14 protein-coding genes are annotated in these 17,082 nt (G+C 68.2%); 9 read left to right on the forward strand and 5 right to left on the reverse strand.

Going from position 1 to position 17,082, the window contains the following annotated elements:
- Window positions 1-15: 15 nt before the first annotated feature.
- From OV287_RS07910 to OV287_RS07920, 3 genes are all read right to left on the reverse strand, one after another.
- A complete protein-coding gene (locus OV287_RS07910; RefSeq protein ID WP_267533375.1) occupies window positions 16-177 on the reverse strand; it encodes a hypothetical protein in 162 nt (53 codons plus the stop codon).
- 37 nt (window positions 178-214) lie between these two features.
- Window positions 215-610 (reverse strand): hypothetical protein, encoded by a 396-nt coding sequence (locus tag OV287_RS07915; RefSeq protein ID WP_267533376.1) that lies wholly within the window; start codon window positions 608-610, stop codon window positions 215-217.
- 117 nt (window positions 611-727) lie between these two features.
- Window positions 728-1,924, reverse strand: a complete 1,197-nt coding sequence (locus tag OV287_RS07920) for a hypothetical protein (RefSeq protein ID WP_267533377.1) — start codon at window positions 1,922-1,924, stop codon at window positions 728-730.
- A gap of 519 nt (window positions 1,925-2,443) precedes the next feature.
- Here OV287_RS07920 and OV287_RS07925 point away from each other — a divergent pair.
- A complete protein-coding gene (locus tag OV287_RS07925; protein ID WP_267533378.1) occupies window positions 2,444-2,854 on the forward strand; it encodes a cytochrome-c peroxidase in 411 nt (136 codons plus the stop codon).
- Between the two features lie 201 nt (window positions 2,855-3,055).
- Here the strand turns inward: OV287_RS07925 and OV287_RS07930 are convergent, their stop codons facing one another.
- Window positions 3,056-4,024: a hypothetical protein gene (locus OV287_RS07930; protein WP_267533379.1), complete on the reverse strand. Its 969-nt coding sequence runs from the start codon at window positions 4,022-4,024 to the stop codon at window positions 3,056-3,058.
- A 165-nt stretch (window positions 4,025-4,189) separates the two neighbouring features.
- Here OV287_RS07930 and OV287_RS07935 point away from each other — a divergent pair, with 165 nt between their 5' ends.
- Entirely contained in the window at window positions 4,190-4,540 is a 351-nt protein-coding gene (locus tag OV287_RS07935; RefSeq protein ID WP_267533380.1) for a response regulator, read from the forward strand.
- Between the two features lie 104 nt (window positions 4,541-4,644).
- Window positions 4,645-6,471, forward strand: a complete 1,827-nt coding sequence (locus OV287_RS07940) for an RCC1 domain-containing protein (protein WP_267533381.1) — start codon at window positions 4,645-4,647, stop codon at window positions 6,469-6,471.
- A gap of 258 nt (window positions 6,472-6,729) precedes the next feature.
- Here the strand turns inward: OV287_RS07940 and OV287_RS07945 are convergent, their stop codons facing one another.
- On the reverse strand, window positions 6,730-7,425 hold the full coding sequence (locus OV287_RS07945) for an NADPH-dependent F420 reductase (RefSeq protein ID WP_267533382.1): 696 nt from the start codon (window positions 7,423-7,425) through the stop codon (window positions 6,730-6,732).
- A gap of 631 nt (window positions 7,426-8,056) precedes the next feature.
- Between OV287_RS07945 and OV287_RS07950 the strand changes: the two genes are divergently transcribed.
- The 6 genes from OV287_RS07950 (at window position 8,057) to OV287_RS07975 (ending at window position 16,989) form a co-directional block, all read left to right on the forward strand.
- Window positions 8,057-8,992: a metallophosphoesterase gene (locus tag OV287_RS07950; protein WP_267533383.1), complete on the forward strand. Its 936-nt coding sequence runs from the start codon at window positions 8,057-8,059 to the stop codon at window positions 8,990-8,992.
- 221 nt (window positions 8,993-9,213) lie between these two features.
- The gene (locus tag OV287_RS07955) at window positions 9,214-9,594 is read left to right on the forward strand and encodes a hypothetical protein (protein ID WP_267533384.1); all 381 of its coding nucleotides are present in this window, start codon (window positions 9,214-9,216) and stop codon (window positions 9,592-9,594) included.
- 309 nt (window positions 9,595-9,903) lie between these two features.
- Window positions 9,904-10,902 carry a methionine ABC transporter ATP-binding protein gene (locus tag OV287_RS07960; RefSeq protein WP_267533385.1) on the forward strand — a complete coding sequence of 333 codons (999 nt, stop codon included), beginning with the start codon at window positions 9,904-9,906 and terminating at the stop codon, window positions 10,900-10,902.
- On the forward strand, window positions 10,895-11,575 hold the full coding sequence (locus tag OV287_RS07965) for a methionine ABC transporter permease (RefSeq protein WP_267533386.1): 681 nt from the start codon (window positions 10,895-10,897) through the stop codon (window positions 11,573-11,575). The genes OV287_RS07960 and OV287_RS07965 overlap by 8 nt, the downstream gene beginning before the upstream one ends.
- A 24-nt stretch (window positions 11,576-11,599) precedes the next feature.
- A complete protein-coding gene (locus OV287_RS07970; RefSeq protein ID WP_267533387.1) occupies window positions 11,600-12,436 on the forward strand; it encodes a MetQ/NlpA family ABC transporter substrate-binding protein in 837 nt (278 codons plus the stop codon).
- 116 nt (window positions 12,437-12,552) lie between these two features.
- Entirely contained in the window at window positions 12,553-16,989 is a 4,437-nt protein-coding gene (locus OV287_RS07975; protein WP_267533388.1) for a DEAD/DEAH box helicase, read from the forward strand.
- The last annotated feature ends 93 nt before the right edge of the window (window positions 16,990-17,082 follow it).

A 17,082-nucleotide genomic window follows, 5' to 3' on the forward strand; every position in this document is an offset into this window, starting at 1 on the left:
GCCCGGGATGGCCCTCTACCGCGCCGAGTAGACGATGCCGATGGGGCGGACGAGCGTCGACGTGGGGAGCACGAAGAGGGCGCCAGGATTGCCGTGGGAGGGCAGCGGCATGTTGGTGCGTCCGTTGAAGCGCAACACCGCGCCGCTCAGGTTCGGATCCGTGAAGTCGAAGCCCACCGTGTAGAGGCGAGCGTCCTTGCCTTCGGCCAGAACGTCATCGTGCGGCGCCTGGGGGAGATTCGCGAGGGGGATTCGGTGGAGAGTCTGGAGTAGGCCGGAGCGAACTGAGCAGGGCCTCCTCTTCCCTTCCGGCCATTCGGAGCAGCTCCCCCTGGAGCCGGCGCAGCTCGGACTCAAACACGCGCGCCCCTGTCTCCTCGATGAGCGCCAGTGCCTCCCCCACCGCGGCCAGTCCCTGCTCCACCTGCCCCAGCAGGACGGACACGTCTGCGAGCAGGTGGAGGTGATAGGGCAGCAAGATCCTGGCGCCCAACTTCCTCATCAGCTCGATGCCATGGCGTAGGGCCTCGATGCCTTCCCGTGTCTGCCCGAGCCTGCACAGCGCCCATCCCCGCAGCCCACCGGTGATTGCCCTGAACCATCCCCTCATTTCGACGAAGCCCAGTGATTTCAAAGGCTTACAAACCAGACATGCCGCGGAAATCCCCGGCAATTACGGGCACTTGCGAAAATGAGGGGATGCCTCAGGTCACCGACACCCTCTCGCTCACCGGCTGCCGTCTCCCCCTGCACACCTGGGGCACTCCGTCGACGAGGGCACCAGCTTCCACAGGCCCGTATAGGTTTCGCTGCTGTGCCCCCACAGCCAGATGCCGTCCTTGCCGTCTATCTGCAGTTGCAGCGCGCTCGGCAGCCCGGTCACCACCGTCACCCACTCGTCCGGCGCATCGCCGCTGCGGTGGGCGAGCACGTGCCCCTCACCACCGAGCTCCTCTGTGCGCATCACCACGTAGGCGGTGCCTTCGCTGTCGACGACCAGTCCCTGCGGCCTACCGAAGTACCCCTGCTCGTTGATGGGCGAGCGGAGCACCGCGCGCTTCGTCAGCTCGCTGTCTCCCGGCCGGAACGAGTACAGCTCCGGCTCGTCGTTCGTCTTCCCGAACGTCAGCACGCCATCTCCTCCGAGCCGGAGTCCCCCGGTGACGAGCAGCCAGCTCTCGCCGCAGGGGCCGAGCTCGCGCGTGTCGCAATCGAACAGCGTCGTCGCGCTCGACAGGTCCCCCGCGAGCTCGAAGATGCGAGAGCCGTTCATGGCGTAGATCTTCCCGTTGGGATGCCGGACGGCGCTCGCGGGCGCCGGCCCCGACCTCGTGCTCGGATCGGTGCCGGGAATCTCCACCCACGCCGATGCTCCCGGAGCGAGTCGCAGAAGCTTCGAGTTCGTGCTGCCGTATTCCGGCTCCGGCACGCCAATCACCGCGCCGTTCTCCGCCACCAGCAGGGGCTGGATCTGCGTGCCGTCCGCGAGCCCGGGCAGTTGCGTGGTGCCCTGATCGGTGATGGCGAGGTGGGCCCATCTGCCGTCGCGGATGCCGGCCCCGATGAGGCCCAGGCCCTCCACGAAGCCGCGGAGAAAGCGCGACATCATGACGGGTTGCTCGCGCCGCACCCAGACCTGGGAGTCCTCCTCGAGCGAGCCCTCGAGCTCCGACAACCTGCTGGCTGTGAGGGTGGACATGAGCACGAAGACGCGCCCCCCGGGCGACACGGCGAACGAGCCCATTCCCCCTACATTCGGCGGGAAGCCGATGTTCACCGCCTTGAGTGAGACTGGGCGTGGGACCGGGTCGGGTTCATCGCACCCGGTGCTCTCCACCGCGAGGATAGCCACGAGCAGCAATCGGAGGACGAACGCGGGAAGCCCGTGCTCCAAGAACGAGAGATTCGAAGATATGAGATTCAAACCGCACTCCCCGCCCCTGCCGTGAAGCCCCAGGAGGGTTCGCCCCAGAGCGCAGGTGGCACCCTGAGTGAATCCTTACAGAGATTCCGCTCCACCGCCAAGATACCTCAGGGGCGCATAGGACAGACAGGGGAGTTGCTGAGGAACATGGGACAGACAGGTGTAGAGCGACAGCAAGCTTGGGTCTGAGGGCAATTGCTACTTCGGGCTCAACACCAGGCGCATTGGGGTGTCCCTCGAGCCGCGACCAGTTGAGCAGGCCGCGTGGGCAGTCGCAGGTGCTCCAGGAGGGCGAGCCCCCCGCCTTTGGCTGTCAAGTACGCCAGCACCCTGTGCCTGGCTCCACACCGAGGGCGGGCGAACAATCCAGCGCGAACGTCCTGAGTATCAGCCCGGCCCAATCCACTGGTGGCGTCCGCTCCTTCTTCGGCTTCGCCCTCGCCGCTGCCTCTGGCGAAGGGCTCGCCTCTTGCGGCTTCGGCTCCGCTCCCTCTTGGGGGAGACGGCGAGGGCCGCTCGGTGGAAACGGCCGTGGCCGAGGCCTGTGACGGCAAGCTCACCGGGTGCAACCCGCCCACGGTGTTGAACGCGGGCGACAGCACCTGGCTCATGTGGGACGGGCGCGCGGACCGACTGTGGAACCAGGCCCTGCTGCCGCTGCTCAACCCCGTGGAAATGAACTCCAACGCCAGCCTCCTGCTCGCCCGGCTGTCCGCGGAGTACGAGGAGGAGTACCGCGCCATCTTCGGCAAGCTGCCCTCGGAGGAAACCGACGACAACCAGTTGCTGGCCCATTTCGGCAAGGCCATCGCCGCGTACGAGCGCGCACTCTCAACCGCCACGACGCTCCGTTCGACCAGGACGTCCTCCGCTTCCTGCAGGCGGTGGAGGTCGGCAAGGCGGAGGAGGACCCGGCCTACCTGGGACTGAAGACCTTCGTGTGCAAGGCCCAGTGCAGCGCGTGCCACAAGGGCCCCATGCTGAGCGACGACCAGTTCCACAACATCGGCGTGTCGGCGAACTTTCCTCTCTATTCCTTCCCGCCGCGTGTCGTGCCGAGTCGTGTCGCACGAATTCTTTGACACCCTCTCGGCAGACACACCCTCTCCGGCTCACACCACCGTGCCCACTCTACCGTTCCGCGGGCGAGGGCACGGGCATCAGGTCGCCGGAGAAGGAGAATCCGAGTGCCAGATACGGGAAGAACGGAGAGGAGTCCACGCCCGTGCGGTAGCGGTGGGCGAGCCACCAGTTGACCATCAGCAGCACGGTGGGCGAGTTGAAGCGCGCGCCGTCCTGCTCCGCGAAGGTATAGGCCACCACGGGGCCCAGGCGGTGGGTCGTGTTGAGATTCGCCTGGGACTCGCCGGGCGAGAAGTGGCTCGGACCGTAGAAGGCGTGCGAGGACGCCCATCGGAGCCCGAGCGTGAGGCCACGCCCCGTCTGGTACAGCACGTCGGCGTCATTGACGAAATACCAGCCCTGGTTGGGGGCGAGCACGTCGTAATAGATGTCATAGAAGACGCGGTTTCCCTCACGCAGGACCATGTCGGGGCGGACCAGACGGAAGAGACTGCGCGCAACCACCGGACCCACCTTGAACTGGAGTGTCGCGCCGAGCGTGAGTTGCGAGCCCATATTGGAATAGGGCCGCCGGGTGTCTCCTGATGGGAGCACGTCAAGGGCATTCAGCTCCGTGTCGCTGAAGTTCGAATGCGCCGAGGGAAAGGATTGCAGCTGCCGGAAGGAGCCGAAGTTGCCAATGAACTCATACATGCCCCAGACCTGGAGGATGCTGAGCGGCTGGAGCTCCACCACCACCCCGAGCCGTCCGAACGCGGGGCTGAGGGCGGGCGCGAGGCCAACACTCACGAAGTTGTCGCGCAGCGCGAGTGACTCACTGCGGTAGAGCCGGTAGCGATAGCTGATCCGCGCCTCGTCCAGCAGGCCCAGGGGATTGAGGCGGGCCACCATCAAATTGCGGTACACGAACCGGTGCTGCGGCGGTGGCCCGTCCTGGAGGGTTTGTGCGGAGACATCCAAAGCGGCGAGGGAAACCAGTGCTGTGAGCACGGCGAGGCAGCGGGAGTGACGCGGCATCGATATCTCCGGGGGAGGCGTGGGGAGGACCTTCCGGAACAGTGTAGCGCGCCTCCTCGGACTCTCGCGCATCGCCAGCCACACTCTTCCACTGCCCCCCTGCGCGAGCGGTTGGAGTCCGGACTGCAGGGGAGCATGCTCTGGGCTCGGAATCGAGGAGGCGATGTGCGGCTGCTGATGGTGGAAAACCACGCGACGTTTGCCGCGATCGTCAGCCGTCAGTTCCTCGGCGAGCACGAGGTGGTCATTGTCCCGAGCCTCGCGGCAGCACGGGAGCGGCTTCGGGGAGGCTTGTTCGATGGAGTTCTCGTCGACTTCGACCTGGATGACGGGAAAGGAGATGTTCTCGTCCGGGAGTTGAAGAGTTCGGGGTTCGGAGGACGCATCGTGGGCATCTCCTCGCACGAGCAGGGCAATGCCGCTCTCCTGGCAGCGGGTGCGCATGTGTCGTGTCCCAAGTCGGAATTCGCGCGCATCGCGGAGCGCCTGAAGCCCGGTGCTGAGGGGAGCGCGTAGGGCCTGCGGGCCAGAGCCGAAGTGAGTGTGGCAACTCACGGGGTTGCTAGACTTTTCCACGGACGTTGTGCGGCCGCGGCCCGAGCCCTTATTGCAACTCGAGCTTGAATAAGAAGACCGACCGCCCGTCCCTCGCTCGCCGTATCCACCTGCTGGGCCGGAAGCCGGAATTCCCATACGACAACTCGATGGGTCCAAAGGAGATGCAGCTGATGCTGATGCGGGAGCTATGTCCGAAGAGCCTGTTTTCATCCACACCCGGCACGGTCCAGGGACTGTGCCTGCTGGCGCTGGTGGGTGCATTTCAACTGCTGGGATGCGGCTCGGGAGGAGCACCAGCGGAGTCAGAGGGAGAAGCGCGGCGCCTCTCGAAGGCGGGCCTGCTCACCCAGAGCGCTTCTATCAGCGCGGGCAGCGAGCACACCTGCATGGTGAGAAATGGCCAGGTGCTCTGCTGGGGGAGCAATGCCTGGGGCCAGGCCTCTCCCCTCGAGGGCTCCTTCACCCAGGTCAGCGCGGGCTGGAGGCACACCTGTGGCCTGCGAGATGACGGCACCGCGGCCTGCTGGGGGTACAACGACGACGGCCAGTCCTCTCCGCCCACGGACACCTTCCTCCAGGTCAGTGCGGGCGGCATGCACACCTGCGCCATCAAGAGCGACGGAACCCTCGCCTGCTGGGGCTCCAACTTTTATGGCCAGACCTCGCCACCGGCGGGTCTCTTCACCCAGGTCAGCGCAGGGGCGGACCACACCTGCGGGTTGAAGACGGACGGGTCTATCTCCTGCTGGGGCTACAACGACGTAGGTCAACTCTCCGCGCCGGTGGGCACCTTCATCCATGTCAACGCGGGCAGCGGGCACACCTGTGCGATCGCGACCGATGGGACCCTGAGCTGCTGGGGGTTCAACTACGACGGTCAGTCCTCTCCGCCGACGGGCACCTTCACCCAGGTCGAAGCGGGCGGCTGGTACACTTGTGGGTTGAAGACCGATGGGACGCTGAGCTGCTGGGGGGATGGGTGGTTCGGCCAGACCTCGCCACCCGCGGGGACCTTTGCCCAGCTCAGCGCGGGCTCGACACACTCCTGCGCCGTCACGCTGGACGGAGAGGTCGCCTGCTGGGGCTTCAATGAGCAGGGGCAGGCTTCGGCCCCCTCCTTCTTCACGGAGGTGGAGGTGGGTTATTTCTACAGCTGCGGATTGAAGACGGACGGGACGATCGCGTGCTGGGGAGACAATCCCAGCGGCCAGTCCTCGCCGCCGACGGGCAGCTTCACGCAGCTCAGCGCGGGCGGTTCTCACGCCTGCGGAATCCAGAGCGACGGAGCCCTCGTGTGCTGGGGAGACAACAGCGATGGTCAGAGCACGCCGCCGCCGGAGAGCTTCGTCCAGGTCAGCATGGGCTCGTACCACAGCTGTGGACTGAAGACGGACGGGACGCTGAGCTGCTGGGGATACAACTACAACGGTGAAGCCTCACCGCCCGCGGACACCTTCACCCAGGTCAGCGCGGGCATGAGCAACACCTGTGGAGTGAAGACGGATGGCTCGGTCGCGTGCTGGGGATACAACTACCACGGTGAATCCTCACCGCCCGCGGGCACCTTCACCCTGGTCAACGCGGGCGCGAGCCACAGCTGTGGAGTGAAGACGGACGGCACGCTGGCGTGCTGGGGCGCTGACTCCGACGGTCAATCCTCACCGCCCGCGGGCACCTTCACCCAGGTCAGCCTGGGCTGGTCACATAGCTGCGGAGTGAGGACGGACGGGACGCTGAGCTGCTGGGGAGCCAACGCGGACGGCCAGTCCTCGGCTCCGGCGGGCCGCTTCACGCGGGTCAGCGCGGGCGCGTTCCACACCTGTGGCGTGAAGGTGGATGGAACGGTCGCGTGCTGGGGCATGAACTACTCCGGCCAGAGCCAGCCCTGACGCCTGGGGCTTATTTGCAACGCAGTACAGCCGCGCCCACCGTTTAAGTTGCCATGAGTGCGGTGGGTAGAGGGGAACTGACGGACGAGGAGTGTGCTCCAGGATGGCGCGCACTCCACCGTGGGCCGTCAAGTACGCCAGCACCCTGCGCCGACCTCCACACCGAGGGCAGGCGAACACATCCAGCGCGAACGTCCTGCGTAGCAGCCCGCCGCGAGGTGCCCTGGCTGCTCAACTCGGCGATGGCGTGGGGGGCCGTCAGGGCGCGAGCCCTAGCGCGGGAGGCAGGAGCGTGTTGAGCGCGCGCACGCTGGTGCGCCAGTCATGGCCGTGCTCCCGGAAGCCGTACTGGTGGGCCAGCCGGGTGACGAGGAAGTACATGGCGGCGACGGTGCGCGCCTGCCGCAACCCTCCGGCGTCCACCGGCTCGAAGGGCAGGGTGCGGATGAGCGCCAGGAGCTCGGCCTTGGCGCCCACATGATCTCCGAGCACGAAGACGGGAGTCTTGCACCCGTCCAGCAGGGGCGCGTCGAAGAGCTGGGCCCACGTCACCTGGAAGGCGCCGAGCACGTGCGCGCGAGGCAGCCGCCGGGCGGTCCGCTCCTGGGGGGATTCGAAGGAGGGCACCTGGGTGAGCGGGTTGAAGTCGGAGGGCGGCTCCTCGTGGTACGTGGAGATGTCCACCACCACTTTGCCCTCGGTGACGGGGGCGAGTTCCTCCAGCAGGGTGTCGTTGGAGTGGTAGGCGAGGAAGAGGAGGGAGGCCCGCGAGGCGGCTTCCACGTTGCCCATTCCCTGCACGCGTCCGGCGCCGAGCTCCGTGGCGAGCTGACGGGCCCGCACGGGTTCCCGTGAGCCGAGGAACACGTCATGGCCCGCGGCGGCGAGTATCCGGGCGAGTCCGCGCCCCATGTTCCCCGTGCCGATGACCGCGACGGATTGAGTCTGTGTCATGACCCGCATCATCCGCTGGAGGAGCCCAGGGGAGAAGGGGCGTGCACCCGTGCGGCGGGGTTACTGCACCTGCACTTGGAAGCCGGAGACGGTGTCAAAGGACTCGAGCCGAAGGACTCGAGCCAGAATGAGACGCGGCATGGACGGGTGAACCTACCGACTCCCAAGTCTTTCTGTAGTGGGTGGGGTGCTGGCGAGAGCCGTCCAGCAGAGCGCCGGTAACGTGCGGTTGCACGCCTTCACCTTCGCTTCCAACCACTTCCACCTGCTGGTGTGGGCGCGGGGGGGCCGCGCTCGCGGCTCGGTGGAGACGGGGGGACTTCTCGGCGAGCTTTCCTCTCTACTCCTTCCCGCCGCGTGTCGTGCCGGGTCGTGTCGCGCGAATTCTTTGACACCCTCTCGGAGCCGTGCAGCGCGCGGAGGCCATCGCCCGGTCGCTGGTGGCGTTCTTCGACGCGGCCACGGGCTCTCGCCTGAAGATCACCCCGGCCCACTGAGCTCAATAAGAGACGGTGCTGATCAGCACGACAGGTGGTCCACGCCAGCAGGTTCACTCCACTCCGAATGATAGATGAGGTGGGAGTCCTGTCCTGAGTGCGGGGTAGAGTCGCGCTCCGCCGGGAGGCGCCCCATGGACGAGGTCATCCAGCTTCAGCAACAGCGGCTGCTCGTGTTCGGCCTGCTCGTGTTCTTCGCGGTGGGGGCGTGGCTCGGGCTGGGGAGGTGTCTGCTCGTGATGAAGGGGCGCCGGCGTCGCGTGCCGCGCGGGCTGCTGCTCCTCTTCACGGGTCTGCTGTTCGCGGGCCTCGTCGCCTTGGTGGATGCGTTCGTCCTCGAGCCGGACTGGCTCCAGGTGACACGGGTGGAGGTGCGGACGGACCAGCTGCCCGAGGGCCGCTCGCTACGCGTCGTCCACCTGTCGGATCTCCACGTCGATGGCTGGACGCGGGGGCTCGAGCGTCTGCCGGACGAGGTCAATGCCCTCCAGCCGGATCTGCTCGTCTTCACGGGGGACTCGCTCAATGCGCCCGAGGGGCTGCCGGTGCTCCGGGAGGTGCTCTCGCGCATCCAGACGCGCTACGGGCGGTACGCCGTCCAGGGCAACCATGACGTCGCACGCTGGGGGGCGCTGGACCTGTTCGGGGGAGGGGTGGCGGAGGAGCTCCGGGGCCAGGCCCGCGTGAGCGCCGAGGGGCGCGTGGTGCTCTGTGGCGCGCCCTATGGCGAGCCCGGACTCATCGAGGACTGCCTGCGGGCCACCCAGCCCGCGGGCCTGCGCCTCGTGGCCTACCACACACCGGATCTCGTGGAGGAGCTGGCCCCGCTGGGACCGGACCTCTACCTCGCGGGCCACACCCATGGAGGACAGGTGCGCATGCCCATCTACGGCGCGATCCTCACCCTGTCCCGCTTCGACAAGAAGTACGAGATGGGGCTGTACCAGGTGGAGCGCACGGCGCTGTTCGTCAGCCGGGGCATCGGCGTCGAGCCACATGTGCCCCGCCTCCGCTTCCTCTGCCGGCCGGAGATCGCCGTCATCGACCTGGTGGGCACGGGCACCCGATGACCCGGGCGGCGGGGCGCCCCGGCCGCCGGACACGCCCGTGGCAGTCTGCCGGGCTTCTGAACCTGCTGCGGAGATCGTTTTCTCGGCTCGCGGCGTCTAGCATCCTGCTCATGCGCCTGTTGTCACCCCGTCAGCGCCACGCGCGCTCACTCGCCGCCCCACGCTCCGGCCTTTCCAGGAGGGGCGCGAGCTCCCATCTCCCGCTGGCACTGGGAGGGGCCGTGCTCCTGCTGGCGACCCGGGCCTGGGCACAGGGCACGGAGAACGCCGTCGGGTTCCTGGTCGACCTGGCCGTTGGCACCCTCATGTTCTTGGTGCTGGGCATCGTGGGCGTGGTGACCCTGATGATGAACCACCGGGAGTACCGGCGGCCCGTACCCATCATTCTGGGGCTGCTCGTGGGCATGGCGAAGCTGGGCTGGGGGCTCCGGCTCGCCGAGCAGGTGTTCGACAGGAGCGGCAGGAACCCCAACGCCTACTCGGGTCTCGTCCCCGGGGATTACATGATGGGAGTCCTCTGCGTGGTCCTACTGGGGATGGGCGGCTTCGAGCTGTTGCTGGCGGTGAGGGCCATGGTTGAACCCGCGGAGCCTCTCGACTGATCCACCGGGCATCGAAAGCACCCCGAGCCACGCGGCCGCTTCGCGGTCCTATCGATATGGCCCCCAACGAACAGACCCCGTCTCGAGAAGAGGGCGCGGCGTTCTCAAGGTCCGCCACGGCCCATCCGAGCGGACGACCGCCTCGTCCCACCTGTCTTGACATCATGCGGCATGACGGCAACTGTGCCCAAACCCCTTTTCGTTCCAGCCGCGCAGCCCCCTCCGGCTCCCCTCTGCGCGTTGGCGACGAGAGGCCTCGTCATCACCTGGGCCTCGACGACCGTGCGGGAGCCGGAGTGGTCGTGGTGTGTGATCGAGCTTCGTGACGTGAGCAAGGTGTATGGGCAGGACGGGCGGGAGGTGGCGGCACTGCGCGACGTGTCGCTGCGAGTGGCTCCCGGTGAGGTGTTCGGAGTGCTCGGCCAGAGCGGCGCCGGCAAGTCCACCCTCATCCGCTGTATCAACCTCCTGGAGCGTCCCACCACCGGCGAAGTGCGGGTGGACGGCCGCGACATGATGGCGCTCGGTCCTCGGGAGCTGCGCCTGGCCCGGCAGGGCATCGGGATGATCTTCCAGCACTTCAACCTCTTCTCCTCGCAGACGGTGGCCAGCAACATCGCCTACCCGCTGGAGGTGGCCGGCTGGCCGCGCGAGCGCATCCGCGAGCGCGTGCGCGAGCTGCTGGAGCTGGTGGGGCTGGCGGACAAGGCCCTCGCCTACCCCGCGCGGCTTTCCGGCGGTCAGAAGCAGCGGGTGGGCATCGCCCGGGCCCTGGCTCCCCGGCCCCGCCTCCTGTTGTCCGACGAGGCCACCTCCGCGCTGGATCCAGAGACGACCCGCTCCGTGCTGGGATTGCTGCGCGACATCAACCGCCAGCTGGGACTGACCATCCTGCTCATCACCCACCAGATGGAGGTCGTGAAGGACATCTGCGACTCGGTGGCGGTGCTGGAGCGGGGGCGGTTGGTGGAGCAGGGCAAGGTCGTCGAGCTGCTCGCCCGGCCCGGCACGCGACTGCACGAGCTGTGCTACCCGCCGCTCGCCGCGCGAGACTGGCGGGTGAGCCCCGGAGGCCGGCTGGTGGAGGTGAACTTCCAGGGTGAGAGCGCCACCCAGCCCGTTGTCACCACCATGGCGCGCCGCTTCGGCGTGGACGCCAACCTGCTGGAGGGCTCGCTGGAGCGGGTGGCCGGAGCCCGGATGGGCCGGCTGCTGTTCGAGCTCACCGGCGCACCGGAGGCGGTGGAGCAGGCACTCGCCTTCCTCCAGGAGCAGGGCCTGTCACCCGAGGAGCGCGCCCATGTCTGACGAGCTGCTGCATTCGTTGTGGGTCGCCACGGGCGAGACGCTCTACATGACGTCGGTGGCCGCGGTGCTCGTCCTGCTGGCCGGGTTGCCCCTGGGCGTGTTGCTGGTGGTCACCGACCGGGGTGGGCTCTGGGAGCGGCCGATGCTGAACCGGGGACTGGGGACGCTCGTCAACGTGGGCCGCTCCGTCCCGTTCATCATCCTCATGGTGGCCATCGTCCCCCTCACCCGTCTGCTGGTGGGCACCACGATCGGCACCACCGCCGCCATCGTGCCCCTGGTGGTGGCGGCCATCCCCTTCATGGGACGCGTGGTGGAGCAGAGCCTGCGGGAGGTCGAGCCCGGACTCGTGGAGGCCGCCGTCGCCATGGGCTCCACGCACTCGCGCATCATCTTCCGCGTGCTCATCCCCGAGGCCCTGCCGTCGCTCATCCGCGGCCAGGCGCTCGTGATCATCAGCCTGCTGGGCTACAGCGCCATGGCGGGTGCGGTGGGCGGCGGCGGCCTGGGCGACCTCGCGGTGAAGTATGGCTACATGCGCTTCCGCACCGACGTCATGCTGGGCTGTCTGGTGGTGCTGCTGGTGCTCGTGCAACTCGTCCAGCTCATCGGGGATGGATTCGCCGCCCGCTTCGACCATACGGCCTCCCGCTCCGCGCGCTCGCGCGACTGATTCCTTCCTGGAGATTCCAAAACCATGAAGCACCCTCCCAAGACACTGCTCCTCGCCCTCCTGCTCTCCGCCACGGCGCTGCTGCCCGGCTGCAAGAAGTCCGATGCCCCCGCCGAGCAGCGGACTCCGGGTGTCCTCACGCTGAAGGTGGGCGTCAACCCCGTTCCCCATGGGGAGATCCTCCGCGTGGCCATCCCCCTGGCCGCACGCGAGGGCGTCCGCGTCGAGGTGGTGGAGTTCACCGACTACATCCAGCCGAACATCGCCCTGGCGGACAAGCAACTGGACGCCAACTACTTCCAGCACGTGCCCTACCTCGAGATCTTCAGCGCCGATCGCAAGCTCGCGCTGGCCAGCGTGGGCGCGGTCCACCTCGAGCCCCTGGCGCTCTACTCCACCCGGTACGCGCGCCTCGAGGAGCTGCCCGAGGGCGCTCGGGTGACCATCCCGGCCGATCCCACCAACGCGGGCCGCGCCCTCCACCTGCTGGCCCAGCAGGGGCTGCTCCGCCTGCGCGAGGGCGTGGGTGTCGCCGCGACGGTGAAGGACGTGGTGGACAACCCCCGGAAGCTGGACCTGCGGGAGATCGACGCCGAGCAGCAGCCCCGCACCCTGGAGGACGTGGCCGCCGCCGTCATCAACGGCAACTACTTCCTCGAGGCCCAGAAGAATCTCAAGCTGGATGCGAAGGTGCTCGCCCGCGAGTCCGCCAAGGATAACCCCTATGCCAACGTGCTCGTCGTCCGGAAGGGAGACGAGTCACGGCCCGAGGTGCAGACGCTGCTGAAGGCGCTTCGCTCCGAGGAGGTGCGGCGTCACATCGAGTCCACCTACGGCGGCGCGGTGATCCCCGCCTTCTAGGCGGGGCTTACCACTTCCAGAACGGCCCCCACTTCCTGCCGGCTGCCCACCCCACGTGCGGGCGTTCACATTGACGCTCCCCCTAAACCGGTGTTCAGTCTGAGGAAGAGAGCGCCATGGCCCCCCAGATTGCCCTCGATTTCGTCCCGTCGTCCCAGCAGCCCGTTCACCCGGCCCTCGAGTCGTTCCACCCGGTGGTGCAGCGATGGTTCACCGAGCGGCTCGGCGAGCCCTCCCGCCCCCAGGTGGAGGGCTGGCCGCTCATCCAGGCGCAGCAGGACGTGCTGATCGCCGCGCCCACCGGCAGCGGCAAGACGCTCACCGCCTTCCTTGCCGCGCTGGACCGGCTTTTCCGGTTGGCGCTGGAGGGGAGCCTGCCGGACCAGACGCAGGTGCTGTACGTGTCGCCGCTCAAGGCGCTGGGCAACGACGTGCAGAAGAACCTGCTGCAGCCCTTGGAGGAACTGCTCCAGCGGGCCCGCGCGGCGGGCTTCTCGCCGCAGGAGCTGCGTGTGCAGGTGCGCACGGGGGACACGTCTGCTTCCGAGCGCGCACAGATGGTGCGCCGGCCGCCGCACATCCTCATCACCACGCCGGAGTCCATCTACCTGTACCTCACGGCGGACCGGGCGAGGGCGACGCTGCGCTCGGTGCGGACGGTCATCGTGGATGAGATCCACGCGCTGGCGCGGGACAAGCGGGGCAGTCACTTCGCGCTGTCGCTGGAGCGGTTGAAGGCGCTCACGGAGGTGAGGCCGCAACTCATCGGCCTGTCGGCGACGCAGAAGCCGCTGGAAGCCATCGCGGGCTTCCTGACGGGGGAGAGGGCGGGGGAGTGCCGGATGGTGCAGGTGGGGCACCAGCGGCCGTGGGACCTGAGGGTGGAGATTCCGGACGCGGAGCTGGGCTCGCTTTCCACGAACGAGATGTGGGGCCAGGTGTATGACCGGCTGGTGCAGCTCGCGGGGGAGCACCGCACGACGCTCGTCTTCGTGAACACGCGGAAGATGGCCGAGCGGGTGGCGCACGACCTGGGCGAGCGGCTGGGGACGGACAAGGTGGCGGCGCACCACGGCAGCATGTCGAGGGAGATGCGGCTGTCGGCGGAGGAGCGGCTGAAGGGGGGACAGCTCTCGGTGATGGTGGCGACGGCGTCGCTCGAGCTGGGCATCGACGTGGGCAACGTGGACCTGGTGGTGCAACTGGGGACCACGCGCTCCATCGCGGTGCTGTTGCAGCGGGTGGGCCGTGCGGGCCACTACAAGGGAGGAATCTCGAAGGGGATTCTCATCGCGATGACGCGCGACGAGCTGATGGAGTGCGTCGGGCTGCTGAACGCGGTGCGAGAGGGGGACCTGGACGCGATCCGGATGCCGGAGAAGCCGCTGGACGTGCTGGCGCAGCAGGTGGTGGCGGCGTGCGCATGCGAGGAGTGGGACGAGCGGGCGCTGTACAGCCTGTTCCGCCGGGCGTACCCGTACCGGGACCTGACGTACGAGGAGTACGAGAAGGTGCTGGAGACGCTCTCGGAGGGCGTGTCGCTGAGGCGGGGGCGGGCGGGGGTGCACCTGCACAGAGACAGGGTGAACCAGCGGCTGAAGGCGCGCCGGGGCGTGCGGATTACCGCGTTGACGAACGGGGGAGCGATTCCGGACACGTTCACCTTCAACGTGGTGGCGGAGCCCGAGGGCAAGGTGGTGGGGACGCTGGACGAGGACTTCGCGGTGGAGTCGACGCCCGGAGACATCTTCCTGTTGGGGACGACCGCGTGGCGAATCCAGCGGGTGATGGGGGCGTCGGTGATGGTGGAGAACGCGCACGGTCAGCCGCCGACAGTGCCCTTCTGGCGAGGCGAGGCCCCGGGCCGCACGGACGAGCTGAGCGTGCACGTGGGGCGGTTGCGTGAGGAGCTGACGGCGCGCAAGGACGCGGCGCTGTTCCTGGAGAAGGAGCTGAGGGTGCCACCGCCGGCGGTGGACGCGCTGCTGGCGTACCTGCGAGCGGGGCAGCAGGTGCTGGGGACGGTGCCGAGCAACACCACGGTGGTGGCCGAGCGCTTCTTCGACGAGGCGGGCGGGATGCAGCTCATCATCCACGCGCCTTTCGGGAGCCGGGTGAACCGGGCGTGGGGACTGGCGCTGCGCAAGCGCTTCTGCCGCACCTTCGACTTCGAGCTGCAGGCGGCGGCGACGGAGGACGGGCTGCTGTTGTCGCTGGGCGAGCAGCACTCGTTCCCGCTGGAGGACATCTTCCAGTTCCTCAATCCGGAGAACGTGGAGGAGGTGCTGGTGCAGGCGGTGCTACAGGTCCCGCTGTTCGGGACTCGGTTCCGGTGGAACGCGACGCGGGCGCTGTCGCTGTCGCGCTTCTCAGGGGGCAAGCGGGTGGCGCCGAACCTCCAGCGGGCGAGGAGCGAGGACCTGCTGGCGGCGGTGTTCCCGGCGCAGGTGGGGTGCCAGGACAACCACGGCGGGGCGGATGTCGAGCTGCCAGAGCATCCGCTGGTGAAGCAGACGATGGAGGACTGCCTGCGCGAGGCGATGGACGTAGAGGGCCTGCGCGAGGTGCTGAGGAGGATGAAGGACGGGCGCATCAAGCTGGTGGCCAAGGACGTGCCGGAGCCGAGCGTGTTCGCGCACCAGATGGTGAACAGCCAGCCGTACACGTTCCTGGACGATGCTCCGGCGGAGGAGCGTCGGGTGCGCAACGTGGTACTGCGGCGGACGCTGCCGGCGGAGGACGCGGCGTCGTTCGGAGCGCTGGACGCGGACGCCATCGAGCAGGTGGTGCAGGACGCGGCGCCGCCGATGCGGGACGAGGACGAGCTGCACGACGCGCTGCTGCAACTGGTGCTGCTGCCGGAGAGGGAGGTGCCGAGGCACTTCGTCGCGAGCCTGGTGGCGCAGCGGCGAGTGGCGTGGTTGGAGGCGGGCGGGACGCGGTTCCTGGTGCCAGCGGAGCGGCAGAGCGCAATCCGGGTCCTCTTCCCCGAGGTGCCGTTGCAACCGGAGCTGCAGCCGTTGCCTGGGGACAAACCCGTGGAGCGGGATGCGGCGGTGCAGCAAGTGGTGCGAGGGTGGATGGAGCTGCTGGGGCCGACGACGGCGGGGGAGCTCGCGGCGCAGACGGCGCTGGACGAGTCCGAGGTCTTCATGGCGTTGCACCAGCTGGAGGCAACGGGAGGAATCCTGAGAGGCCGTTTCCGTCCGGTCATTCCCTCCCACCATCACCACCAACAATCACGGACCCAGCCTCAGCCCCAACCACAGACAGATCCCCTCTCCCCCTGGGAGAGGGACGGGGTGAGGGTGTCGGAGACCTCGAGTTCTTCCCCGGCCGTGGTGGAGTGGTGCGATCGGCGCCTCCTGCAGCGAATCCACCGGCTCACGGTGGGACGGCTGCGCAAGGAGATCGAGCCCCTCAGTGCACAGGACTTCATGCGCTTCCTCTTCCGGTGGCACCACTTGGAGGAGCTGGACGCGCTGCGAGGCTCGACGGGACTCTCCAAGGCCATCAGCCTGCTGCAAGGGTACGAAGCGCCAGCCTCCGCATGGGAGCGCTACCTGCTGCCCGCGCGAATGAAGGGGTACCTGGGAGACCTGCTGGAGCGAGCCTGCTACTCGGGCGAAGTCGCGTGGGGCCGACTCACGCAGAAGGACGCGAAGCCCGTGCCCGGCCCGCGCCGGGGAGCCCCAGCAACCCCGCCCGAGCCCGAGGCCCCCCGGTCCCGAGCGGCGACACCGAACCGGAACGCGAGCCTGACGTTCGTACGCCGGGAGGACCTGGACTGGATGCTCTCGGCGGCGAGGCCGAACGCGGTGCTCTCGGACGGTGGCGTCTGGGTGCCACCGGACCTGTCGGGGCCGGCGAAGGACGTGGTGTCGGTGCTGGAGCAGCGAGGCGCGTGCTTCTTCAACGACCTGTGCTCGCGCTCACGCCGTCTGCCCGCGGAGGTGGAGGACGCACTCTGGGAGCTGGTGGCGCGAGGACTCGTGACGGCGGACGCGGTGCAGAACCTGCGAGTGCTGCAGAGCCCTGCGCAGCGCAAGCGGCAGAAGCTGTTGCAGCGAGGAGGCCCGGGCCGGTGGAGCCTACTGGTGCCCTCGGAGCCGAAGGGCGAGGACGAAGTCCGTGAGTCCCTCGCGCGGCTGTTCCTCCAGCGCTACGGCATCGTCTGGCGGGATCTGGTGATGCGCGAGTCGCTGGCCCCCACCTGGCGCGAGCTGCTGTACGTGTACCGGCGGATGGAGGCGCGAGGCGAAATCCGAGGAGGCCGCTTCGTAGCGGGCTTCGTGGGAGAGCAGTTCGCGCTCCCGGAGGCGGTGGACGTGGCGCGAGCGGTGCGGCGGCAGGCGCCCTCGGGAGTGCGAGTACAACTGTCGGCGGTGGATCCGCTCAACCTCACGGGCGTGGTGACGCCGGGCCCGCGAGTGGCGGCGACAGTGGGGAACGTGGTCACCTACGTGGACGGAGTGCCGCAGGGCTTCGACGCGCAAGGGGACGACGAGGAAGGGGAGGAGTCCAGCCCCGGCGACACGGCCCAGACCAACTGACTTCACCACCTCCACCTCTAAAGGAGGGTGGACCATCACCCCAGGGCGGCCATGGCCGAAATTCCCTGGAAAGTTTGTTGGGCCTCGTTCGTA

Origin of the sequence: Archangium lansingense (assembly GCF_026626635.1) — a bacterium.
Lineage (GTDB): Bacteria > Myxococcota > Myxococcia > Myxococcales > Myxococcaceae > Archangium > Archangium lansingense.